Genomic DNA, 23509 nt, shown 5'->3' with positions numbered 1-23509 from the left:
CCGCCCCCAAGGAGCCCCGCCATGGACGCCCACGTCCGACGCCTGGAAAGCCTGGTGGCCCTTCTCAAGGAAAAGGGCTGCCGTGTCACGCCGCAACGGCTGGCCATCCTGCGCGTGCTCACCCAGAGCCGGGGGCATCCCTCCGCCGAACAGGTGCATGCCCGTCTGGCGCGGCAATACCCCACCATGAGCCTGGCCACGGTCTATAAAACCATCGCCCTGCTCAAGCAGGCCGGAGAGATCCTGGAGCTGCAATTCAGCGATCTCGGCAACCGCTACGACGGCAGGCGGCCCCACCCCCACCCCCATGTCATCTGCACCCGCTGCGGGAGCATCGTGGACGCCGACGCCCCCCTGCTGGACGACGCGGCCGAACGCGTGTCCCGGGAGACGGGCTACGCCATTGCCGCCCACCGCCTGGATTTCTTCGGCCTGTGCCCGGCCTGCCTGAAAAAAGACGCCGCCCGCAAGGCCTCCTGAATGGCGGCATCCCCCTGTCTTCCCGGAAATTTTTGTGCTGGCGTCGGGTTGTCACCCGCCTGTCGCGCAGGCGGCAACATGCATCCGTAGCCCTGTCGCCGGGGGATTACCCCTGCCCCATCCACGCCGCACAAAGGAGCGCCGGAGATGCCCCAGGAGTCGACACCGTTTTACGCACGGCCCACGGCGGACGTCCTCAAAGGGCTTGGAACCTCTGCGGCGGGGCTTTCCGCCTCAGAGGCCGCTGCGCGTCTGGCCGCCGCCGGTTCCGGTCTGGGCAAAAAGGGCGGGCACAGCGTCCTGCGCCTGTTTTTTTCCCAGTTCAAAAGCCCCATCATCCTCATCTTGATCTTCGCCGCCGTGCTGTCGTTTTTCCTGGACGACCAGACCGACGCCATCATCATCCTGGTCATCGTGGGGGTCAGCGGCCTGCTGGGATTCTGGCAGGAACGCGGCGCGGCCGGGGCCGTGGAGAAGCTGTTGGCCATGGTCGAAACCAAGGGCCTGGCCCTGCGCGACGGCCAGGCCGTGTCCATCCCCTTTGACGAATTCGTGGTCGGCGACGTGGTCTGCCTGGACGCCGGGCGCGGCGTGCCGGGGGACTGCCTGATCCTGACCTCCAAGGATCTGTTCGCCAACGAGGCGGCCCTGACCGGCGAGACCTATCCCGTGGAGAAGTGCGCCGATCCCGTGGCCCCGGACACCCCCCTGGCCGGACGGCAGAACGTCCTTTTCATGGGAACCCATGTGGTCAGCGGCACGGCCCTGGCTGTTGTGGCGGCCACGGCCACGGCCACGGAGTTCGGCAAGGTCTCGGCCCGGCTGCGGGTCGCCCCCCAGGAAACGGACTTCGAGCGCGGCATCCGGCGCTTCGGCTTCATGCTCATGGAGATCACCCTGGTCATGATGACCGGCATCTTCGCCTTAAACGTCCTGTTCGACAAACCCGTGGCCGATTCCTTCCTGTTTTCCCTGGCCCTGGCCGTGGGCCTGACGCCCCAGCTTCTGCCCGCTATCATCAGCGTCAATCTGGCCGCCGGGGCCAAGCGGCTGGCCGCCTCCAAGGTCATCGTGCGCCGTCTGGCCTCCATTGAGAACTTCGGGGCCATGAACGTTTTGTGCTCGGACAAGACCGGGACGCTGACCGACGGCGCCGTCCACATCAAGGGGGCCTACGACGCCTCGGGAGCGGAGAGCCCACGGACGTTCGAACTGGCCTATGTCAACGGCTTTTTCCAAAGCGGCTTCGCCAACCCCATCGACGCCGCCATCCGGGAAAAAGGCGGCGTCGATGTCTCGGGCTGGGAAAAGCTCGACGAAATCCCCTACGACTTCGTGCGCAAACGCCTGGGCATCCTGGCCCGCCGCGACGGCAAAAACCGGCTGGTGGTCAAGGGGGCGCTTTCCCGGGTGCTGGACGTCTGCGCCACGGCGGCCATGCCGGACGGCTCCTGCGTGCCCCTGGCCCAGGTCCGGGCCGACATCGAGAAGCGTTTTGCGGACTATGGCCGCGAGGGCCTGCGCTGCCTGGGGCTGGCCTACCGGGACATGGACCAGACCCGGACGGCGGACAAGGCCGATGAGACGGACATGGTCTTTGCCGGATTTCTCACCCTGTGGGATCCGCCCAAGCCCGGCATCGCCGCGACCGTGGCCAACCTGGCCGCCAAGGGCGTGCGCTTGAAGGTCATCACCGGCGACAACCGCCATGTGGCCGACAGCCTGGGCCGCCAGATGGGCCTTGAGACTCCTGTGGTCCTGACCGGCCCGGACCTACGGGCCATGTCCCCCGACGCCCTGGTGGCCCGGGCGGGCACGGTGGACGTCTTCGCCGAGGTGGAGCCGAACCAGAAGGAGGACATCGTGCGGGCCCTGCAAAAGGCCGGGTTCGTGGTGGGGTTCATGGGCGACGGCATCAACGACGCCTCGGCCATCAAGGCCGCCGACGTGGGGCTGTCCGTGGACAGTGCGGTGGACGTGGCCAAGGAGGCGGCGGACATCGTTTTGCTCGATCCGGACCTGGGGGTTCTGGAAAACGGGGTGCTGCTCGGCCGCACCACCTTCGCCAACACGCTCAAATACATCTTCATGGCCACCAGCGCCAACTTCGGCAACATGTTCTCCATGGCCGGGGCCTCGCTGTTTCTGCCCTTTCTGCCCCTTCTGCCCACCCAGGTGCTTTTGACCAACCTGTTGACGGATCTGCCGGAAATGACCATCGCCTCGGACTCCGTGGACCCGGACATGATCGAACGGCCGCGCCGCTGGGACATCCGGTTCATCCGCAACTTCATGCTGGTTTTCGGGCCGCTCAGTTCGGTCTTCGACTGCCTGACCTTCGTGGTGCTGCTGCATTTTCTCAACGCCTCGGAGGCGCTGTTCCAGACGGGCTGGTTCGTGGAGTCGGTGGTGTCGGCGGCCCTGATCGTCTTGGTGGTGCGCACCAAAAAGACCATGCTGACCAGTCGGCCCAGCCGACTGCTTTTGTGGGCCACCCTGGCGGTGGTTGGGGTGACGGTGTGGCTGCCGTTCGGGCCGCTGGCGGAACTGTTCGGATTCGTGCCCCTGCCCTGGGCCTTTCTGCCCGCCCTGGTGGGGATCGTGGTGCTGTACGTGGCCAGCGCCGAGCTGGCCAAGCGGTGGTTCTACCGCCGTTTCGGCTAGAGTCTGCCGCGCGAAACGGGCGCGAGGATTCGCCCGGGAAGGCCATGGCCTTCCCGGGCTTTTTTATGGCCGAAAATTGACAAACATAGCAAGGATGCTATATCTTTGCCGTACAGGCTGACACGGAGAAAGCATGCCCAGGAATTTCCGCTCAGGGATATCCAAACCGTCAGAGCCACGATGGACCGTTCTTTTTTTGGATGACAGGGTGGAAGCGGAGTTCGACGCGTTTTTCGTGGAACTCAAAGCCGATTTTGTGCATATCGCCGAGATGATCCAGAATGTCGGCCTGCAGGCCGTCGGGCATCCTCACGTCAAGCATATCAAAGACAAGATATGGGAAATGAGGGCTCGGGACAAAGATGGCATCGGGCATGAGCTCTACTGCACGGCAAAGGGCAGGCGCGTCGTCATTTTGCGTTGCTTCGTTAAAAAGACAAACAAAACTCCGCGACAAGAACTTGAAATAGCCGAAGAGAGAATGAAACTTCTCACGGACTGAATTCAAAGACTTCGCACTGCGCCATAACGTTTCATACGCATACGGGAAACATCATGAACGCAAAAACCATGGACCAAAAAAAAGCCGAGCTCCTGCAAGACCCCGCCTTCCGGCAGGCCTATGAAGACAGGGAGGCGGCCTTCGCTGTGGCCTTGGCGGCCACCCAGGCCCGCAAGAATGCGGGCATGACGCAGGCGGAAATCGCACAGCGGATGCACACCACCCAGTCCGCCGTGGCCCGGCTCGAATCGGGCAAATCGGTCCCCACCCTGCCGACGCTTGAAAAATACGCCAGGGCGACCGGCACGAAGCTGCGTGTCAGCTTTGAACCGGCCTGCTGACAGGCGGAGAATCGGGAAAAAACCCCGGCCTCGTAAAACCGGAACGGTGTCGTCAGTCTGAACCCCGGGCTGGAAATCCAGCCCGGGCTTTTTTATGGCCGCAGATCGAAGGCCACCTTCATGCTCGCATGTCCGCGTTTGTCGAAGGCGGCGGTGAAGGCTTTGGCGTAGTCGTCGAGGCGGAAGAGGTGGGTGACCAGACCATCCACGGGATAGCTCCCCGAGGCCAGAAGCTCCAGGGCCACCTCGTAGGTGCGCACCCGTTTGCCGGTGCGCGGGTCCGTGGCATGGCCGTAGCTGGCCGAACCCACGGCGGTGAGCTGCCGGAACCACAGGCTGGACACGTCGGCCCCGGACAGCCGGGCCGTGGTCCCCACCATGACGTAGCCCCCCCCGGCCCGCAGGGCCAAAAGCCCCTGCTCGAAGGCCCGGGCGCCCCCGGCGCAGTCCAAAAACAGGTCCGCCCCGCCCTCCAGGTTGCCGCCGCCAAGGGTCGTGGGCGTAAACGTGGCCCCCACGGCCTCTCCCAGGGCCTGGCGCGAAGGCGACCGCAGCACCACGTCGGCCCCCCCGGCCTTTGCCGCCAAAGCCTGGAAGCCGTGCCGGGCCACGGCCACAATGCGGGCCTTGGAGCCCAGGGCCCGCAAGGACCGCACGGCGTGCTGCCCAAGGATGCCCATGCCGTTTATGACCACCGTGTCCGCGTCGCCAGGGAAGTGGACCAGCACCGGATGCAGGACCGAGGCCAGGGAGTCGACGAGCACGGCGGTCTCGTCCGGCACATGGTCCGGAACGGGGAAAAGGCGCGAGGGATGGGCCGCCGTGCGCTCGGCCATGCCCCCCGGGGCCTTGGCGTTGAACCCCAGAAACGAGCCGGGCGGCAGGTCGCCGCGCAGAAAGTTTTCACACAGGTTGTAGTCCCCGGCGGCGCAAAACCGGCAGGGGGCAAGCCCCCGCGTCTCGCAGGGCAAGATGGGCTCCACCGCCACCCGCTGTCCCGGGGAAAAGCCCGATCCGTCCGGGGCCTCCTCCACCACGGCCAGGATCTCGTGCCCCAGGACCGAGGGCATGGAGGCGTAGGGTTCGAGCAGCACGGATTCGTGGCCCTTTAAAAGCCCAAGGTCCGAGCCGCAGATGCCGCATAAAAGCGTGCGCAGGCGGACCCATCCGGCAGGCGGATCATAGGGCGTCTCGGCCAGGCGCAGGGGCGAGACCCGGGGGAAGAACCGGCGGCGGTCCAGGCGCGCGGCCAGGGCGCTGGCCAGATACCGCGGGATGCTTTTTTCGTAGATGAGGGCTTTCATGCCGGGGATTTTCCTTGGCGTGCGGCGGAGTTCCCGCCCCGAAGTCCTTGAAGGGAACCCGGAGGGTGGTGTAGAGGGTGGGTGACGGCGACTCGCGGCCACGCCGGGTTTCGTATTCCCGGAATCTGCAGTATACGCCAAGACGGCCCGGGCAACAAGCGCCCGCATCCGCACCCAAGGAGAATCCCATGCTGATCAAGGACTGGATGACCAAGGAGCCCGTTGTGGCCAAGGCGGGCACGTCCATCATGAAGGCCGCCAAGCTCATGAAGGAGAACAAGATTCGCCGACTGCCCGTGGTGGACGACGACGGCAGGCTGGTGGGCATGCTCTCCGACCGGGACATCAAGGAGGCCTCGCCCTCCAAGGCCACCACCCTGGACATGCACGAGCTGTATTACCTGCTGTCCGAGATCAAGGTCGCGGACATCATGACCAAAAAGCCCCTGGCCATCACCCCGGACGAACCCGTGGAGCGGGCCGCCGTGGTCATGATGCGCAACCGCATCGGCGGGCTGCCCGTGGTCGACGACGACGGCAAGGTGGTGGGCATCATCACCGACAGCGACGTGTTCAAGGTGCTCATCAGCATCACCGGCGTTTTGACCGGCGGCGTGCAGTTGGCCTTCAACCTGCCCAACGCCGAGGGCGGCCTCAAGCCCGTGCTCGACGACTTGAAGGGCCAGGGCTGCCGCATCATGTCCATCCTGACCTCCTATCCCCCCGCCGAGCAGGGCAACCGCCATGTCTACATCCGCATCCAGGACGTGGAGGACGCCCCCCTGCACAAGCTGGTGGACATGCTCAAAGGCAAATACGACCTCCTGTACTGGGTCAGGGACAACGCCTGATCTTTCGAGCCCCCGCCGCCGCGCCCATGGGGTACGGCGGCGGGACAAGCCGCATGGCCGAGAGACAGCCATCGCGACGCCCCCCTGAGGAATCCATGAAGAACATCGATTATCGCGAGGTCGCCCCCACGGCCTTCCCGGCCCCGGCCGTGGGAACCACGGGGCGGGTGGTGCTCGGCAAGGCCGACGGGGCGACCAATTTCTGCATGCGGGTGATCGAATTCGTCCCGGGCGGCGAGACGTCCCTGCACAACCACCCCTGGGAGCACGAACAGTTCGTGCATGAAGGCACGGGGCAGGTCTTCATTGCGGATCGCTGGTTCGACGTGGGACCGGGCCATGTCGTGTTCATCCCCTCCGGCGTCACCCACCAGATCAAAAACACCGGGGCGGTCCCCCTCGTGGTTGTGTGTCTCGTGCCCCCGTTCGCCCCGGAACTTCTCTAACCCCCGCCCCGGCCTGGCGGCCCGGTCCTTGACGCGGCCGATATCGTACCTAGTTTTCACAGGACGCACGGCCCGGACTCCGGGCTTTTCCCCGAGAAGGAGTGAGGAACATGTCTGAAAAACGTCTTTGCCCCCATTGCGGGCAACCCCTTGAAGCGTGGATTGGGCCTCCCGAATCCGGCTGGGGCGAACTCTTGGTGTGCAACAACAACGCCTGCGTGTATTATACCGGCTCCTTAAACGACATCCGGTATAAGGACGAGGACAACCACCTGGGCTGCCGCTACGCTGAAAATCCCGACAACGGCTATGCCCCGTTCGCGCTCCTGGCCTGGCTGCCCGAGGTCTGAGTTTCATTGCATATGTCTGGCAGGCCGGTTCTTTGGGACCGGCCTTTTCATTTCCTGTCCGTCCGCCTTGCCGTGGAACACACTCACTCAGGGCGGTTGTGATTTCCGCGAGGCCGCCCTCCGGTTTGCCTTCGCATGGCGGTCCTGATATGGAGCGTTTGGCGTTCGGTTTCGGACGCCAGCCGTGACGGGGAGGGGAGGCCCCGGAGCGGTGGGTGATGCCTGCCAACCACGCTCTCGCTCCAAAAAAGCCATGAACCATATCGACGTCACGCGTCAGGGACAGTGTATCTACGTCCGCCTCACCGGTGAATTCGCCAGGAACGCGGCGGTTGACATGAATGCGGTATTGGCCGCCGTGTCCGGCCCCCCGACGCTTGTTTTGGATTTGTCGGACGCCGACCACCTGGGCGGGCAGGGCATCGCCTACCTCATCAAACTGCAAACCCGGCTCTCCACCCTGGGCGGGGCGCTTTTTCTGCGCGATCTGTCCGAATCCGTGGCCACGGAACTGGCCATGCGCGATCTCTCTGGATTTTTCCGGGTGGTGGACGGCTGGGACGACGACATGGGCGAGGAGATTCTGCCGCTGCTCGCAATCCGTTAAGGGCCAGCGAAAATCGGCCGTTCCGGACCTCTGCGTCAGCGTTTCACAGCGGGCGAGGACATGACCACGTCCCCGTCATAATAGCGGAAAAGCACATCCCTGGCCCCATCCGGGGCGTCCATGACCGCCTCGCCGATGCCGATTTCCACATTAGCGCCGATCACGCCCGGCACGATGACCCGGCAGACCAGGAAATTCTCGCCGCCATGGCGGTTGAGCCACAGCTTATGGCGCAGATCCTGATACGAGGCCAGTTTGCGCTCAAGCGCTGCCAACTCCTCGGCCAATTCTTTCCCCGCCCGGCCTTCGGGGCCGACTTCCCGCCGCAAGGCCATGGCCCTCTCATTGGTGCGATGAATTTTTATGCGCAAGGCGCGGTCCCGGGAGATCAACTCCGGGTCGTAGCCCATAAGCAGCTTGGTCTGGGTGCGCAGTCCTCCGCCCAGGGCCTCGCCCACATACACCGATCCCCGGCAGGTGGCCGTGCCGCCCACCAGCCGTTCCTTCACCGCCAACCGTTCGCCCACATAAAAGTGGCACAGCATGCTGGAGGCATCGACCAGCAGGTTCCTGCCCGCATGGAGTTCGGCGTTCTCGCAAAACTTGGTGCGCAGATTGCCGCCCGCCCGGATGACGGCATTGTCCGACCCCTTGATCCCCGATTCGGCCACGATGGATTCCGTGGCCCGTATCCTGGCTCCTTCCACCAGTCCCCGGACGACCACGTTGCGGCCCACCACCTCAAATCCGGCCCGTACCGCGCCCTCAATGGTCACATCGCCCACAAAGACGATGTTGCCGGTATGAAATCCCACGTCGCCCGGCACCACCAGCGTTCGCCGCACGGTGATGCGGCCGTTTTCAAAGGCCACGTAGCCGTTGACCGTGCTCACCAGCCGGTCGGGATTTCCCGGATCAGGGGTGCAGCCCAGCCCGTACGGAAACACCTTCTCGGAATAAAACGCCCTGGGGTCGGCATCGGGCGGGGCCTTTTCCGTCGGAAGCCACTGGGCCACGACCTCCCCGGCCATGACATTTTGCACATAGCCCAGATCGTAGAGATCCACTGAGCCGTCCTGCCGAAGCCTGGGCGTGAGTTTGCGACGGTCAAACCCGGGATCGAAGAAAAATTTCAGGTAGTGCCGCATGATGGAGGATACGCCTGCCGCTGCTCCGGCTGTTTTGGGTGCGGGAGGAGGTCTCTCGCAAGCCCGCCGCCATTTCGCCCATGGACCGTGGTTTCCGCTTGTGTGTTACATATCCGGCCCCGGGAAAATGCACAAGCCGCAAGCGGGTTTCCCATTCAGAAAAGGCCGCAACAGCCAAAAGGGAACCGGACAGGGGGACCGTTTGACTTTGCACATGAAATAGAGTGAAATTGTACGCCTTGGAACTGCTTCCCACAGCATGGGCTTTCTGTGCCCGATCACGCTGTGAACCCAATGAGCCTGGTGGAGTCCGCCATGAAAAAAGTTTTGGCCGCATTGGCCTTGACAGCCTCCCTTTGCTTCTCCCAAAACCTCTTTGCGCAACAGCAAAGTACGCCAAATATTAAGGAATGCACGAATTATTTCATGCATTACTTCAACGAAGCCGTTGTTCAGGGCATCCAGATCCAGGAGCTTCTCAAATCAAAAAGCATCGACGGTAAAGACGTCATTTTTTATACCGATCTATCCAATCGCCTGGAGAAGACCCTTGGGCTGGCTTTGAACCTTCGTGATCTTTACTATCTGTACGGAAAAACGACCTACTGCTTTACAAAAGACGAGAGAAACTACCTTCTGGACCGCATCGTCAATATCAGTGAAATGCTCAAGCAAATCATGTCCAACGAATTTGAGATCAACCTTTCCGGGGATGAAAAGGACATCCGGGCCCGGGAAAGCGAAAACATCACCAAATTCCGGGACCGGGTGGAACGCCTGCGGGCCTTTTTGGACACCTCCCTGTACATCTTCAAATAACGGCCAGTCCGACATCCTGGCGGCAAGCGGGCAGGCTTTTCGCCTGGAGACGTCCATGCCCCCCTTTATGCGCAGCGACCCATCGCAACCGGCCGCGCCGCTCACCATCTTCGATTACAACGGCCGGACAACGGCCCATACGGCCCGGCGGATCATGACCATGGCCCCGGGCGCCGCCCCCCTGGCCGATGCCGCCGTGATCGTCAGGGACCGCGAAATCCTCGCGGTGGGCCCACGCCGGTCAACCCTTGCCGGATTTTCCGGCCCCGTCATGGATCACGGCCCGGCCACCCTCGTGCCCGGCCTGATCAACGCCCACTGCCATCTGGAGCTTGCCCACCTGCGCGGGGCCATTCCCTCCGGCCTGGGCTTCGCCGAATGGGTGCGCCGCCTTGTGGCCCTGCCCATGGGCGTTTTCGACCAGGATGCGGCCCAGGCCGCGGCCCGGGAGATGCGGACGTCGGGCACGGCCTGCGTGGCCGATATCGCCACCCGCCATCCCGGTGCGGCGGCCCGGACCTTCACCCGAGAGGGCCTTGATTTCGTCTCTTTTTTCGAGGAGTTCGGGTTTGCCCCGCCAACGGGCGACACCCCGTCCTGGCCTGCCGACCTGCACGGACTGCCCCACGGACTCTTTGCGGACCATGTCTCCGTGGCCGGGCACGCCCTGTATTCCACCCACCCGGATCGTCTGCGCGCCGCCAAGGCCTGGGCCACCCGGCACGGCAAACCCTTTTCCCTCCATCTGGCCGAGCACGCAGGGGAGGTGGCGCTTCTGGCCGATGGGACCGGGGATTTCGCCGAGCTTTTACGCAAGCGGGTGCTGCCGCGCGATTTTCGCCCACCCGGCCGCTCGCCCGTGGCCCATGCCGACGCCCTGGGCCTTTTGGACGAACACACCCTGGTCGTTCACGCCGTGCATGTGGACGACGCGGATATCCGCATCCTGGCCGGGCGCGGCTGCGGGGTGTGCCTGTGCCCGCGCAGCAACGCCTACATCGGCGTGGGCCGCGCCCCTGCCGAAAAACTGGCCGCAGCCGGGGCCAGGATCTGCCTGGGCACGGACAGCCCGGCCTCGAACACCGACCTTGACCTATGGAATGAAGTCCGCTATCTCCTCCATCATTGGGAAAGGATTTCCCTGGCCGACGCCCTGGCGGCCCTGACCACCACTCCGGCCCGGATGCTTGGCCGGGAAAACACACTGGGAATGCTTTCGCCGGGCATGCGTTCCGGGGTGGCCCTCCTACCCGCTGATCTCGAAGACGCGTAAAAAAATTTCCGCGTGAAAAATTTCACTTTCTCCCCAAAAACAGGCTTCCAGGGGGTTGGTATTCTGTCCACCCTCATGTATAGGTTCCGTGCGTGAAGATTTTCGACGCCCGCGCGCGGCGATTTTACGACCGCCCGCGCGTAGAATGAACGAAAAAAAATCCATTCTGAGGAGGCATTCATGTCCAAGCTGGTTCCGCCGCATGGAGGCAAAGGTCTCGTTATCAAACTGCTTGAAGGCGCCGCGAAGGAAGCCGAACTGAAGAAGGCCGCCGGCCTGAAGAAGATCGAGATCACCGCCCAGGAAAAGGGCGACCTGATCATGATCGGCATCGGTGGCTTCTCGCCCCTGGGCGGCTTCATGACCAAGGCCGACTGGAAGAGCGTGTGCGAGAAAATGACCCTGGCCGACGGCACCTTCTGGCCGGTTCCGGTCGTTCTGGCCGTGTCTGCCGAAGACGCCGCCGGGATCAAGGAAGGCCAGGAGATCACCCTTGAGCGCAAGGGCGAAATCTACGCCACCATGAAGGTCACCGAGAAGTTCGAGCTGTCCGCCGCCGAGAAAAAGACCGAGTGCGAGCTGGTCTACAAGGGCGCCGGCGACGACTCCGCCGACGACAAGTTCTGGAAGATCGCCGAGGCCGAGCATCCCGGCGTGAAGATGGTCATGGAGCGCAAGGCCGTGTGTCTGGCTGGCCCGGTGAACGTGCTGTCCGAGGGCGAATACCCGACCAAGTACAAGGGCGTGTATCTGCGTCCGGCCGAGACCCGCAAGATCTTCGACGAGAAGGGCTGGAAGAACGTGGCCGCCCTGCAGCTGCGCAATCCCATGCACCGCTCCCACGAGTTCCTGTGCAAGATCGCCGTGGAAGTCTGCGACGGCGTCATCATCCACTCCCTGATCGGCAACCTGAAGCCGGGCGACATTCCGGCCGAGGTGCGCGTGGAGTGCATCGACACCCTGGTGAAGGGCTACTTCGTCGAGAAGCATGTGGTCCAGGGCGGCTACCCCCTCGACATGCGTTACGCTGGACCGCGCGAAGGCCTGCTGCACGCCACCTTCCGCCAGAACTACGGCGTCAACAAGATGATCATCGGCCGTGACCATGCCGGCGTCGGCGACTTCTACGGCATGTTCGAGGCCCAGGAAATCTTCGACCGCATTCCGTACAAAGACGACGAGAAGGCCGATCCGGGCAAAAAGCTCCTGTGCGAGCCGCTCAAGATCGACTGGACCTTCTACTGCTTCAAGTGCGACGGCATGGCCTCCCTGCGCACCTGCCCGCACAGCAAGGAAGACCGCGTCATCCTGTCCGGCACCAAGCTGCGCAAGATGCTGTCCGAGGGTGGCGACATCCCGGATCACTTCGGCCGCGACGAGGTTCTGGTCATCCTGCGCAAGTACTACGAAGGCCTGACCGAGAAGGTCGAGATCAAGATGCAGGGCGCTGCCAGCGGCGACGCCTTGAAGTAAGTCCGCCAGCACCGTCGGCCTTGCGGCCGATTGCGGATCTGGTTTCGGGGGGGGCCTTGCGCCCCCCCCTTTTTTTTCGCCGTTCCCCCCGCACCGTCGCCCGGGACAGGATCTTGCGGCATCATGTTTCCGCGCGCCGCCATTGACAATTTGGGAAAACGAGGTCATGGTTTCAAATCCACGACGACGCCGCGAATCCTGTATCGGCGAGCCTTTTGCACCATCGTCGGGGATGACGGCTTTTTTCAATCTGCGGCTTTTTCGGCACGCAGACGCCCCCGGGACTGTCCCCGTGACCCGGCATGGTGGCGAATCCTGGCGCGGACAGGCAACCGGCGGACACTCAGGGACGGTTCAGGCATGGCATTGATTGAATTCCACGACGTCCACAAGTGGTATGGCGACTTCCACGTGCTCAAAGGCATCACCGAGTCCGTGGAGCAGGGTGAGGTGCTCGTCATCTGTGGCCCCTCCGGATCCGGGAAATCCACCCTGATCCGGTGTGTGAACCGCCTGGAGGAATACCAGAAGGGGCACATTTTAATCGACGGCAAGGACATTCACGGCGACGACATCGACGTCAACGAATTGCGCTCCCATATCGGCATCGTCTTCCAGCAGTTCAACCTCTATCCGCACATCTCCGTCTTAAAAAACATCACCCTGGCCCCCATCAAGGTCAAAAAGATTTCCAAGGCCGAGGCCGAAAAGACGGGCATGGCCCTGCTCGAACGTGTGGGCATCCATGAGCAGGCCCACAAATTTCCGGCCGAACTCTCCGGCGGCCAGCAACAACGCGTGGCCATCGCCCGGGCCCTGGCCATGAAACCCCGCATCATGCTCTTCGACGAGCCCACCTCGGCCCTTGACCCGGAGATGATCAACGAGGTCCTAAACGTCATGAAGGATTTGGCCCGGGAAGGCATGACCATGCTGTGCGTCACCCACGAGATGGGCTTTGCCCGCGAGGTGGCCGACCGGGTGGTGTTCATGGATTTCGGGGAAATCCTGGAGCAGGCCCCGCCCCTGGAGTTTTTCAGCAATCCCAAGCACGAGCGGACCAAGCTTTTCCTGAAGGAAATTTTGTAGCGTACCGGCTCAAAAACTTTCACTTCAACCCAAGGAGGCATCCCATGCGCAGATTGGCACTGTTTCTCGTCCTCGCCGCCCTCGTGGCCCTGCTCGCCACCCCGGCCCTGGCCGGCAAACTCGACGACATCAAGGCCCGTGGCACGCTGATCGCCGGGGTCAAGGACTCCCAGCCCCCGTTTGGTTTCGTGGACGAGCAGAGCAAGCAGATCGTGGGTTTTGAAATCGACATCTGCAAGGCCCTGGCCGACAAGCTGGGCGTGAAGCTGGAGACCAAGCCCGTGACCTCCTCCACCCGCATCCCCATGCTCACCCAGGGCGCCATCGACATCGTGGCCGCCACCATGACCCATCAGAAAGGCCGTGAAGATCAGGTCGACTTCTCCATCACCTACTTCATGACCGGCCAGAAGCTGCTGGTGAAAAAAGACGGCGGCATCAAGGGCGTCAAGGATCTGGCTGGCAAGAAGGTCGGCTCGGTGAAGGGCTCCACCTCCGAGCAGAACGTGAAAAAGGCCCAGCCCGAGTGCACCGTCATCTCCTTTGAAACCTACCCCGAGGCCTTTCTGGCCCTCAAGCAGGGCAAGGTCGAGGCCGTGACCACCGACGAAAGCATCCTTGTGGGCCTGCAGAACAGCGACGACAAGCCCGCCGATTTCGCCATCGTGGGCGAGTACATCTCTCCCGAGCCCTACGGCCTGGGATTGATCGAAAACGACTCCGACTTCCGCGACTTCGTCAACGTGGCCCTCATGGAAATGTGGGCCTCCGGCGAGTACCAGAAGATCTATGCCAAGTGGTTCGGCAAGGACACCAAGTTCTACATTCCCCTGGAATGGAACATGGAAATGTGGCCCTAGCATTCCATCGTTTCGCCCGCCGGAACAACCCGGCGGGCGAAACGTCCTGAATGACGCCACGTATGACGTTCGTCTCCATGCGCCGCTTCACGCCGTGGCCCGGCCAGACCGGGATACGCCTTGAAGCCGTGCCCCGAATCACCCCAACCGGTCCCAAGCCCCGTGCCCGGACGCCCCGTGGAGATGCGTGATTGAGCTATACCGTTGACTTTGGACTGGTCCTTGGCGAGCCCTACCGCGAATGGATCATGCAGGGCCTTGGCGTCACCCTGCAGATCTCCGCCGTGTCCATCGTCTTTTCCCTGCTGCTCGGCACCATCATCGCCGTCTTCCGGCTGTCCCGGGTCAAGCCGCTGGTGTGGTTCAGCATGGCGTTCACGGAGTTTTTCCGAAACACCCCCCTCTTGGTTCAGATATTTTTCTGGTACTTCGGCTCCTATGCCGTCCTGCCCGAGGTCGTCAACAAGTGGCTGTACAGGCAGGATTTTGAATTCGCGGCCGGGGTCATCGCCCTGACGGTCTACACCTCGGCGTTTATCGCCGAGGAGATCCGTTCCGGCGTCTTCGCCATCCCCAAGACCCAGCTTGAGGCCTCGCGGGCCTGCGGCCTGTCCTTTCTCCAGGCCATGGGCTACGTCATCCTCCCCCAGGCCTTTCGCATCGTCATCCCGCCGCTCATTTCCCAGTTTTTAAACCTCATCAAGAACTCGTCCCTGGTCATGACCATCGGCGTCATGGACCTGACCTATATGGCCCGGCAGATCGAGGCCCACACCTTCCACGGCTTCGAGGCCTTCACCGTGGCCACGGCCATCTATCTGACCATTTCGCTTATCGTCTCCTACACCATCAATCTCTATAACAAACGGGTCCTTCGGGTCACCTCGCATTAGCGGAGCCTGCACGGTGCATTGGAACGTCATCACCAATAACTTCAACTACTTCCTGATAGGCGCCTATCCGGAAGGGCCCCTTGGCGGCCTGGCCATGAGCATCCTTTTGGCCCTGGGCGGTATTTTCGGGGCCTTTTGGCTGGGGCTTGTGGTCGGCCTTTTGCGCATCTCCAAAAGCCGCACCGCCCGCATCGCCGCCCTGGTCTACACCGAGATCATCCGGGGCACGCCGCTGCTCATGGTCATCTTCTGGTTCTATTTTCTGGCCCCCATCGCCTTCGGCCACACCCTGCCCGAGGCGGAAAGCGCGCTCATCGCCCTTATCGTCTTCACCAGCGCCTATATCGCCGAGATCGTGCGGGCCGGGATTGAATCCCTGCCCAAGGGACAAAGCGAGGCCGCCCGGGGCACCGGGCTTTCCCGCTACCAGGCCATGCGCTACGTGGTGCTGCCCCAGGCGCTTTTCAACATGATCCCGTCGTTCGTGAACCAGTTCGTGTCCCTGACCAAGGACACCTCCCTGGCCTTCATCATCGGGGTCAACGAACTGACCAAGGCCGCCACCCAGGTCAACAACCGCACCCTGAACGCCCCCACGGAAATTTTCATCACCATCGCCGTGCTCTATTTCATCATCTGCTACGTCCTGACCGCCCTCTCCCGCCGCCTGGAAAAACGCATCAACCGCTATCAGGCCCGCGACCGCTAGCCTGGCGGCCGCGCCCTCCGGCCATCCCCCTTCCCAGATCGGGAAATATCTGCTAAACGTACCCACCTTCATAGCCGCATGGACCTCCCTTTGCGCGGGTCTTTCACCATGCCGCAGTCTCTTCGTCACGAAGGATAAGGCGCATTGTGCGATACGGTTTCACGATCATGGCCAAACCGGTTGGCGCAGACTGCAACATGGCCTGTTCCTACTGTTTTTACCGCCACAACCGACGCCCGTTCCCAAAGACTCCGCCCCGCATGGACCGCCGCGTACTCGAACGGTTCATCAAGCGCTACCTCGCCGCGCACCCGGGACCGGTGGTTCATTTCGCCTGGCAGGGCGGCGAACCGCTCCTGGCCGGGCTGGACTTTTTCGAGCTGGCCTTGAGTCTGGAGCGACGCCACGCCCCGCCGGGGGTCATGGTCACCAACGCCGTCCAGACCAACGGCACCCTTATCGACCGTGATTTCGCCCGGTTTTTCGCCCGAAACGACATCCTGGTCGGGGTCAGCCTGGACGGACCGGCCGACTGTCACGACGCCTTCCGCCGCCTGGAAGGCGGCCCGTCCCATGACCGGGTCATGGCCGGGCTTTTTTGTTTGCAGGAGCACGGCGTGGCCTACAACATCCTGTGCGCGGTGCATGCCGCAAACCAGGATCGGCCCGGCGAGGTCTACCGCTTTCTGCGCGAGACCGCCCGGGCGGACTTCATCCAGTTCATCCCCATCGTTGCCGCAGGCCCCAGGGGGCTGTGCGAGGAAAGCGTCGATCCGGCCGCGTTCGGGGCCTTCTTGTCCCATGTCTGGGATCTGTGGCTTGCACGCGATGTGGGCCGCGCCTTCGTGGGCCACTTCGACGCCGCCCTGGCCGCCCGCCTGGACCAGCCCGGGGGACTGTGCGCCATGGGCGGGAACTGCGGTCGATCCCTGGTCGTTGAGCGCGACGGCAGCCTTTACGCCTGCGACCATTTCGTGGATGCGGAGCACCGGCTGGGAAACCTGGCCAGGCAGCCCTTGCCCGAGCTCTTGGACTCCCCGGTCCTGGCCGAGTTTGCGGCCCGCAGGTCCGCAACCCTTCCGGCCGGATGCCGGGAGTGTCCCGTACAACGCGCCTGCGGCGGCGGCTGTCCCAAGGACCGCGTCCTCCCGGACCCGGCCGGGGGCTCTCCCCTGCACTACCTGTGCGCCGGATATCGGGCCTTTCTGACCCACGCCGACCCGGTCCTGGACACCATGGCTGCCGCCATCCGCAAGCGTCCCGATTTCACGCGACTCACCGCTTGATCCGAAAAGGAGGCGAAGCCATGTCCCCAAACGAAAACCAGAGTCTCACCCGCCGCCAGTTCCTGAAAGGCGCGGCCCAGGCCCTGACCGTCGGCATGGTGGCCCAGGCCCTGCCCGGCCTGGGAAACGCCCCGGCGGGCGCAGACACCGCCTTTCCGGCCCGGCCCAATATCCTCATGCTCCTCACCGACCAGGAACGCTCCCCGCGCAACTGGCCGGACGGCTGGGCCGAATCCCATCTCACAAAGGCCAGAAAACGCCTGCTTGACAACGGCCTGGACTTCTCACGGGCCTTTTGCAGCGCCTCCATGTGCTCGCCCAGCCGGGGCTGCCTGTTCACCGGACTCTATCCCGCCCAGCATGGCGTGGTTCTGACCCTGACTGAGGACGGCGAGAATTCTGACAACGAGGTCACCCTGTCGCCACAGCTGCGCAACCTGGGCAACCTCCTGGCCGAATCCGGCTACGACGTGCAGCTTCGCGGCAAGTGGCACCTGTCCAAAAGCGCCGACGGGCATTGTCCCACAACCGCAGACCTGGCTGGATTCGGATTCAACGGCTGGGTTCCCACCGAGGCCGGACAGTATCTGTCCGCCGATACCTTCGGTGGCGGCTGCGCCGACGAGGACCAGGGCATCGTGGACGACGCCATCGCGTTTCTCCAGACCAAGACCCCGGCCTCGACCCAGCAGACGCCCTTTTTCCTGGTCGTGTCCCTGGCCAACCCCCATGACATCCTGTCCTACCCGACAATCATCAACGACGAATCCTGCCCCGAAAGTTACAACAACACCGCCGACTTCGACATGGGCATCGCGCTTCCTGCCTCCCGCACCGATGACCTGGCCAAAAAACCCGGCGTGCAGACCCAGGCCAGGGAACTCTACGCCTACGGCCTGGGGCCTCTGATCGAAGAGGACAAACAGCTCAAGTACGTCAATTTTTATGCCTATCTGCAAACCATCGTAGATGGGCAGTTGGAGACCATTCTGCAGACCCTGGAGGACCAGGGCCTGACGGATTCCACCCTGGTGGTGCGCACCGCCGACCACGGCGAACTGGGATTGTCCCACGACGGCCTGCGCCAAAAGATGTTCAACATCTATGAAGAATGTCTGAACATTCCCTTCATCTTCTCCAATCCCGTGCTTTTTCCCGCTGCCAGGCAGACCTCCGCCTACGCCACATTGGTGGATGTCCTGCCGACACTCGCCAGCCTGTGCGGCGTGCCGCAATGGAAATGGTCCTACCTGCCGGGCCGGGATTTAAGCCAGATCCTTCTGGGGACAACGACCTCCGTGCAGGACACGATCCTTTTCACCTTCGACGACGAATACGCGGGCCTCAGCGGCAAGCCCCCCTTCATCACCGAGCCCTGCCACATCCGGTGCATCATCACCACGGACGCGGACGGGGAATGGAAATACGCCCGCTATTTCGATCCAGGCGGCGTGGCGGCAGAGGAATACGAAATGTACCGCCTCGCAGACGGCGACGGTAACCCCGTCGATCCTCTGGAGATGGACAACGTGGCCAACAGCGCCAGTCCCAATTATGCGGCCTACGCAGCCAAAAGGGCCGCACTGGCCGACCTTCTGGCCCAGGTGGAGGCCGAACGCCTGGGACCGGTCACGCCGCCGGGGCCGCCTGTGGGCGGGGCGAACCTGCTGCTGCTCGGGGACTGACAGGACAGGTGGGGAATGCCTCCGGCGGCCAAAGGGGACACGTCCCCTTTGGAAACCCCATACGGGAAACCTGGACCTCTTCCGCCCGGCGTGCGCTCCTAAACCAAGCCCCCCAAGCCGGGCGACGGGTCGCCCCACCCTGAAAATACCTTTGTATTTTCAGCCATAATATCCGCTTCTTTGCCTTTCTGCGGTTCCCCGCACACGAACAAATCCCCAGGCCGGGCGACGGGTCGCCCCACCCTGAAAATGCCTTTGTATTTTCAGTCATGATATCCGCTTCTTTGCCTTTCTGCGGTTCCCCGCACACGAACAAATCCCCAGGCCGGGCGACGGGTCGCCGGAAACGGACGGCGGCGACGTGGAGCGTAGCGCAATTCGTCGCAGCCGGACGTTTGCCGCCGACCCCGAGCCCGGCCATACTCCGCGCCCGGTCGCAAAACGGCAATCAATCCCTACGGCGTAATGATCGGAAAGAAAGGAAACGCGTCGGCATAGGCCGCCAGAAACGGCGCTATACCCTGACGCCGGGATGGATCGTGGGTCTCGAAGGTGACCGAAGGGACAAGTCCCCGGGAGGACAGGGCGGCAAAAACCGCAGGCCAGGGAATGGTTCCCGTGCCCGGGGCCAAGTGCTGGTCGAATGTCCCGTCGTTGTCGTGCAGATGCAGATGCGTCATGACCGGAGCCAGAGCCTGAACCCAGTCGTCGAGATTTCCCAGGGCATGCCCCCCGGCGAAGCTGTGCCAGTGCCCGATGTCGAAGCAGACCCCGAGACGACCGGCGCTCTCCGGCAGATGCTCCCGCAGGGCCAGGGCCAGGCCAGCCACCGTGGCCGGATCGGTTTCGTGGACGTTCTCCAGATGCAGGGGCGGATGGTCCGACCAGGAATCAAGCACTTCGGCCCAGGTCTGAACGGCCCGGTCCCGCCAGTCGGCATAGGAACGGATGTACAGGATACGGTCATAGGCCGCATGCCCCACCAGATGCGTGGGGCAATACCCCGCAGCCACCTCCATGGCCCGCATCAGGCGCTGTTTCGTGGCCTCGCGGATAAGGGCGTCGGCCGCCCCGGGTTGCAGGTCGAAAAAGGGCAGATGCAGGGCCACGTCCACCCGGGCCGCCTTGAGCGCTCCCTGGATGCGGCGATGCCAGGCCGGATCGGCGGCGTCCATCAGGATGGGATCCAGTCCCAGTTCCGGATGCAGGCCCTGCTCCAAAAACGCATCCAAAAGCGCGGGATCGCCCCGTACGGCACGCAGGGACAAGCTGACATGAAAGGGATGGGAAACGGTCATGCGGTTCGCCTCTGCCGAAAACGCGGCGGCGGTACGGCTGCGGCTTACGGCCGTTCGACGGGATACACGGCGTTGTAGACGGTCTTCCCGGCCGGATCGGCGATGGTGATGCGCAGGCCATACATGTCTGCCGGATTGACGCCCTGGGGAAGGGCGAGGTGTACGGCCACCTGCTTGAAGCGCTGGATCTGGAAGGTCAGTTCGTCCTTGTCGGCCTTGAGGGGATGCAACACGCCGTCGTTGGTCAAAACAAGCAATTCCGCCTTCCCGGACAGGGCCGTTTGCGGGGAGAGGTTGCTCAGGTCGAAACTGACGGTCAGCTTGCCGTTTTCAACTTTGGATTTGAAGTTGTCCACACCCGCCTGATTGAGATCCACCTTGTCCAGAAGCTTGCGCAAATCGATTTTCGTCGCGGCGGTATCGGTTTTTTCCGGGGTCGCAGGCGCAGCCTGGGGCTCCACGGCTGACTTCCACCAGGCGGCCGCATCGGGATTGTAGGAGCCAAGCAGGGTTTGCAATTCCGTTGCGTCCTTGGAACGCAGGATGGTTTCGATCTCGTCCAGACGCTTGAGGCGGTCTGCGGCATCCGTGGCCAACCGCCGGGCATCCTGGGCGGCGCGTTCGGACTCGGCGACGATGCCCCGGTAGTACATGGCCCCGGCGGCAAACAAGGCCGCAGCCAAAATCAGAAAAACCACGGCCCACAGCCCGGATTGGATCCAGAAGGGGCTTATCCGCATGCGCCGCACGCCGGCGTCGTCGCGCATGATGAGAATGCTGATTTTTCCGCCGGACGCCATATGTTTATCTGCTCCTTGAAAAACGTGCCGTGGCCAAGGTTCCGCCGCCGTTGCGGGCGCAGACGCCGTCAGACCTCGCCTGGACAGGGGCTGTCGGCCTACAGGGCGCTCCACTGCTCATCGACAATGATGATCCGGGGACCGGCCTTCACCAGCACCATCCGCTTCATCCCCTTGTCGGCAAAGCCATCCTTGCTTTCGTACTGCTGGATGCACTCCACACGCCAGCCGTTTTTACGCTCTGTGATGCGGAGATCCTGCAGGCGCACCTGCTTGGGCGGGCGCGCGGCCCACAAGGAAATCTTATGCTCCCGGATGGCGTCCAGGCCCCGGCGGTCGCCCTGTACGGCGCGGTCGCCATAAAACGCCATGTAGGCGTTCACGTCGCCCTGTTCCCAGGCGGCGCGCCAGCTCTCGAGAAGCGCCTCCACCTGTCCCCGGCCCGCAGGGGGGGCGGCATCCGTTGCGATTTTCTCCGCGCCCTTCACCGGCCCCTTTTCAGGAATCGCGGCCACGACGATCTCCTGCACCGGCGGCTCCACCGTGGGGATGACCGTGGGCAGGGCCCCGGAAACGGGCTTGGCCGGAAGCGGCGGCACGGTGGAGACGAAAAGCGATCCCGGCCGGGGACCGGCGGCGTCCGCCCACAGGGGTTGCTCGGCCACAACCGGTGGGGTCGGCGCAGCCTGGGGCGGCGCAGCCTGGGAAGCGGCCATGCGTCCGGCCTGGCTCGGGCTGGCGGGCAGGGCCGGGGCGACGGCGACCGCTGATTCTTCCGGCGCCGCCACATGGGCCGCCGCCGTGGACGGGGCGTAGGCGGCAGGCGCGGCGTCTGTGGCGGAGCGCAGGTCTTCCTCGCTGGTCTTGTCCAGGACCGGGGTGACCCGTTCCCGCTCGCCGGTCTCTGCGGCGGCCAGGACCACCTGTCCCGGCTTGACATACTTCCCGGCCAGGGTGGGCTCCATCTGTTCGAACTCCATGCCCACCACGGCCCATTTGTTCTTGTCGTTTTTCTGCCAATACAGGCGCTTGACGCCCTGGGAAATCAGCGACGGGGACCGGTAGAACTGGATGAAATAGGTGACCCAGTAGTCCGGGCCCGCCACGGCGCGCACATCCTCCACGGCCACCAGGATCCAGGGCAGCTTCTTGAAAAGCCCCTCTTTCTGGCTGCGGAAGGCGGAAAACGGCTGCCCCTGGGAAATGGCGAACTTCTGGGGGTCGTGCCATTCAAAAAAGGCCTCGGACTTGGATTCCCAGGCCTTGGCCCAGGCATGGGTGGCGGCCACCACCTCGTCCGCCTCGCGGGCGAGGGTCTCGGGGGACTTGTCGAGACTGACGCGGTTGCCGATGATCACGGGCATGCGCAGTTCAAGCTTGGCGTCCAGGCCCCGGATGTCCGGGGTGTTGAGGGCCACGCAGCCCTTGGTCTCGTAGGGGGTGATGGTGTTGCCCCGGCCGTGGATCCAGATGCCGTGGCCGGTCTTGCCCTTGATGATGTCCACGGGATTGGGAAAATTCAGCGGAAAGGCCAAGTCGCCGTACTGCTCCCAGTCAAGCCCCCCGTCCAGGCGCGAGGTGATGAAATAGACGCCCTCGGGGGTGCGCAGATCGCCTTCCTTGAGCTTGTCGCCAAGGAGCAGCCCGGTGGTGCAGGGAATCTTCTCCACCACGTGCAGGGGGCTTTTGCGCTCAAGCAGAAAAAACATCTGGGAGTTTTTGTCGATGGCCACGAACCGCGTTGGGCCCTTGTCGGAATCGGTCAGGGGGGCCTGCCACCCCTCGCACCATCCCGTCGACGGGAAAAGGCTGATCGCGAGAATTATGGCCGCAAGCGCTGTGCGCATTATCCAGCCTCGTGCGACGCGCTTCCAGCCGCCAGAAGATCGCGCCGGGTGAAGATGGCCCGCAATACGAATCCCCGCGCGGCAAGGGTGTCCGCGCCGCCTTCCTCACGGTCCAGCACGCAATGGACGCCCGCCACCACCAGGCCCGCGTCGGTCACCCGGTCGATGACCTTGAGCAGCGTGCCGCCGGTGGTCACCACGTCCTCCAAAAGGACAACCCGATCACCGGGCGCAAAGTTGGCCATGCCCTCAAGATACTGGTTCGTGCCGTGCCCCTTGGGGCTTTTGCGCACGATGAATCCCGGCAGCGGCCGTCCCCGCACCTGGGACACCACCGACACCGCCGTCACCAGGGGATCTGCCCCGAGCGTCATGCCGCCAACCCCGGAAATGTTCTCGGGCAGCATGTCCAGGAACAGATTCCCCAGCAGATACGCGCCTTCGGGATGCAGGGCGGTCTGTTTGCAATCGAAATAGTAATCGCTTTTTTTGCCCGAGGTGAGAACCACCTCGCCCTCGATGTAGGATTTCTCCAAGAGCAATTGCGCCAGTCTAACTTTCATGGTCATGCCCGGATATCCCTCGTAAATCGGCCCGCAAAGCATATCCCTGCCCCATTCTCCGCTTCACCATTATAAAAGTCCCTCACGTTTGAAAAGCTCTTTCCTCAACAATTCCTGGCGGGATGCCCCAGTTTCCCCGGGCTGCCGTCCCGACGGCATTGGGCTGCCGCCCCAGGCCCCGCCCCGGGGCGGGGACAACGCCCCCCGGCCCCTTGGTCTTC

At 63.4% G+C, this 23509-nt stretch carries 23 protein-coding genes; 17 read left to right on the top strand and 6 right to left on the bottom strand.

Features of this window, described 5'->3' with window-relative positions; genetic code table 11:
* Nucleotides 1-21 precede the first annotated feature (21 nt).
* The 4 genes from GD606_RS13795 to GD606_RS13780 all read left to right on the top strand — a co-directional run bounded on the left by GD606_RS13795 (nt 22) and on the right by GD606_RS13780 (nt 3987).
* Nucleotides 22-480 carry a Fur family transcriptional regulator gene (locus tag GD606_RS13795; RefSeq protein WP_163301044.1) on the top strand — a complete coding sequence of 153 codons (459 nt, stop codon included), beginning with the start codon at nt 22-24 and terminating at the stop codon, nt 478-480.
* 147 nt (nt 481-627) lie between these two features.
* Nucleotides 628-3144, top strand: a complete 2517-nt coding sequence (gene mgtA, locus GD606_RS13790) for a magnesium-translocating P-type ATPase (protein ID WP_163301043.1) — start codon at nt 628-630, stop codon at nt 3142-3144.
* A gap of 133 nt (nt 3145-3277) precedes the next feature.
* On the top strand, nt 3278-3646 hold the full coding sequence (locus GD606_RS13785; protein ID WP_163301042.1) for a type II toxin-antitoxin system RelE/ParE family toxin: 369 nt from the start codon (nt 3278-3280) through the stop codon (nt 3644-3646).
* A gap of 53 nt (nt 3647-3699) precedes the next feature.
* Nucleotides 3700-3987: a helix-turn-helix domain-containing protein gene (locus tag GD606_RS13780; protein ID WP_163301041.1), complete on the top strand. Its 288-nt coding sequence runs from the start codon at nt 3700-3702 to the stop codon at nt 3985-3987.
* Between the two features lie 92 nt (nt 3988-4079).
* On the opposite strand, the gene GD606_RS13775 is transcribed toward GD606_RS13780, so the two are convergent.
* Nucleotides 4080-5291, bottom strand: coding sequence for a zinc-dependent alcohol dehydrogenase (locus tag GD606_RS13775; protein ID WP_163301040.1), 1212 nt, complete (start codon nt 5289-5291; stop codon nt 4080-4082).
* 188 nt (nt 5292-5479) lie between these two features.
* Here GD606_RS13775 and GD606_RS13770 point away from each other — a divergent pair, with 188 nt between their 5' ends.
* The 4 genes from GD606_RS13770 (at nt 5480) to GD606_RS13755 (ending at nt 7545) form a co-directional block, all read left to right on the top strand.
* Nucleotides 5480-6142, top strand: coding sequence for a CBS and ACT domain-containing protein (locus GD606_RS13770; RefSeq protein ID WP_163301039.1), 663 nt, complete (start codon nt 5480-5482; stop codon nt 6140-6142).
* A gap of 95 nt (nt 6143-6237) precedes the next feature.
* On the top strand, nt 6238-6588 hold the full coding sequence (locus GD606_RS13765) for a cupin domain-containing protein (protein ID WP_163301038.1): 351 nt from the start codon (nt 6238-6240) through the stop codon (nt 6586-6588).
* A gap of 110 nt (nt 6589-6698) precedes the next feature.
* Nucleotides 6699-6938, top strand: a complete 240-nt coding sequence (locus GD606_RS13760) for a hypothetical protein (protein ID WP_163301037.1) — start codon at nt 6699-6701, stop codon at nt 6936-6938.
* A 253-nt stretch (nt 6939-7191) separates the two neighbouring features.
* The gene (locus tag GD606_RS13755) at nt 7192-7545 is read left to right on the top strand and encodes an STAS domain-containing protein (RefSeq protein WP_368356357.1); all 354 of its coding nucleotides are present in this window, start codon (nt 7192-7194) and stop codon (nt 7543-7545) included.
* A gap of 35 nt (nt 7546-7580) precedes the next feature.
* Here the strand turns inward: GD606_RS13755 and GD606_RS13750 are convergent, their stop codons facing one another.
* Nucleotides 7581-8693, bottom strand: a complete 1113-nt coding sequence (locus GD606_RS13750; protein WP_163301035.1) for a FapA family protein — start codon at nt 8691-8693, stop codon at nt 7581-7583.
* A gap of 270 nt (nt 8694-8963) precedes the next feature.
* Here GD606_RS13750 and GD606_RS13745 point away from each other — a divergent pair, with 270 nt between their 5' ends.
* From GD606_RS13745 to GD606_RS13705, 9 genes are all read left to right on the top strand, one after another.
* Complete coding sequence (locus GD606_RS13745) at nt 8964-9512, top strand: hypothetical protein (RefSeq protein ID WP_176629304.1); 549 nt, start codon at nt 8964-8966, stop codon at nt 9510-9512.
* Between the two features lie 55 nt (nt 9513-9567).
* The gene (locus GD606_RS13740) at nt 9568-10785 is read left to right on the top strand and encodes an amidohydrolase family protein (RefSeq protein WP_246298797.1); all 1218 of its coding nucleotides are present in this window, start codon (nt 9568-9570) and stop codon (nt 10783-10785) included.
* 180 nt (nt 10786-10965) lie between these two features.
* Complete coding sequence (sat, locus tag GD606_RS13735; protein WP_163301033.1) at nt 10966-12258, top strand: sulfate adenylyltransferase; 1293 nt, start codon at nt 10966-10968, stop codon at nt 12256-12258.
* Nucleotides 12259-12618: 360 nt separating this feature from the next.
* A complete protein-coding gene (locus tag GD606_RS13730; RefSeq protein ID WP_163301032.1) occupies nt 12619-13347 on the top strand; it encodes an amino acid ABC transporter ATP-binding protein in 729 nt (242 codons plus the stop codon).
* Nucleotides 13348-13391: 44 nt separating this feature from the next.
* Nucleotides 13392-14207 carry an ABC transporter substrate-binding protein gene (locus GD606_RS13725; RefSeq protein ID WP_163301031.1) on the top strand — a complete coding sequence of 272 codons (816 nt, stop codon included), beginning with the start codon at nt 13392-13394 and terminating at the stop codon, nt 14205-14207.
* A gap of 191 nt (nt 14208-14398) precedes the next feature.
* A complete protein-coding gene (locus tag GD606_RS13720; RefSeq protein WP_163301030.1) occupies nt 14399-15100 on the top strand; it encodes an amino acid ABC transporter permease in 702 nt (233 codons plus the stop codon).
* A gap of 13 nt (nt 15101-15113) precedes the next feature.
* Nucleotides 15114-15809, top strand: a complete 696-nt coding sequence (locus tag GD606_RS13715; RefSeq protein WP_163301029.1) for an amino acid ABC transporter permease — start codon at nt 15114-15116, stop codon at nt 15807-15809.
* Between the two features lie 167 nt (nt 15810-15976).
* The gene (locus GD606_RS13710) at nt 15977-17095 is read left to right on the top strand and encodes an anaerobic sulfatase maturase (RefSeq protein ID WP_163301028.1); all 1119 of its coding nucleotides are present in this window, start codon (nt 15977-15979) and stop codon (nt 17093-17095) included.
* Between the two features lie 20 nt (nt 17096-17115).
* Complete coding sequence (locus tag GD606_RS13705; RefSeq protein WP_163301027.1) at nt 17116-18780, top strand: sulfatase family protein; 1665 nt, start codon at nt 17116-17118, stop codon at nt 18778-18780.
* A gap of 455 nt (nt 18781-19235) precedes the next feature.
* Here GD606_RS13705 and GD606_RS13700 read toward each other — a convergent pair whose 3' ends face one another.
* The 4 genes from GD606_RS13700 to pyrE form a co-directional block, all read right to left on the bottom strand.
* On the bottom strand, nt 19236-20078 hold the full coding sequence (locus tag GD606_RS13700) for a sugar phosphate isomerase/epimerase family protein (protein ID WP_163301026.1): 843 nt from the start codon (nt 20076-20078) through the stop codon (nt 19236-19238).
* Nucleotides 20079-20122: 44 nt separating this feature from the next.
* The gene (locus GD606_RS13695) at nt 20123-20878 is read right to left on the bottom strand and encodes a hypothetical protein (RefSeq protein WP_163301025.1); all 756 of its coding nucleotides are present in this window, start codon (nt 20876-20878) and stop codon (nt 20123-20125) included.
* A 98-nt stretch (nt 20879-20976) separates the two neighbouring features.
* Nucleotides 20977-22725, bottom strand: coding sequence for a L,D-transpeptidase family protein (locus GD606_RS13690; protein ID WP_163301024.1), 1749 nt, complete (start codon nt 22723-22725; stop codon nt 20977-20979).
* Complete coding sequence (gene pyrE, locus GD606_RS13685) at nt 22725-23288, bottom strand: orotate phosphoribosyltransferase (RefSeq protein ID WP_163301084.1); 564 nt, start codon at nt 23286-23288, stop codon at nt 22725-22727. Before pyrE ends, GD606_RS13690 begins: the two co-directional genes overlap by 1 nt.
* Nucleotides 23289-23509: the final 221 nt, after the last annotated feature.

This window comes from Desulfolutivibrio sulfodismutans DSM 3696, from assembly GCF_013376455.1.
GTDB classification, from domain to species: Bacteria; Desulfobacterota; Desulfovibrionia; order Desulfovibrionales; family Desulfovibrionaceae; genus Desulfolutivibrio; species Desulfolutivibrio sulfodismutans.
This window is presented reverse-complemented; position numbering and strand designations above follow the sequence as displayed.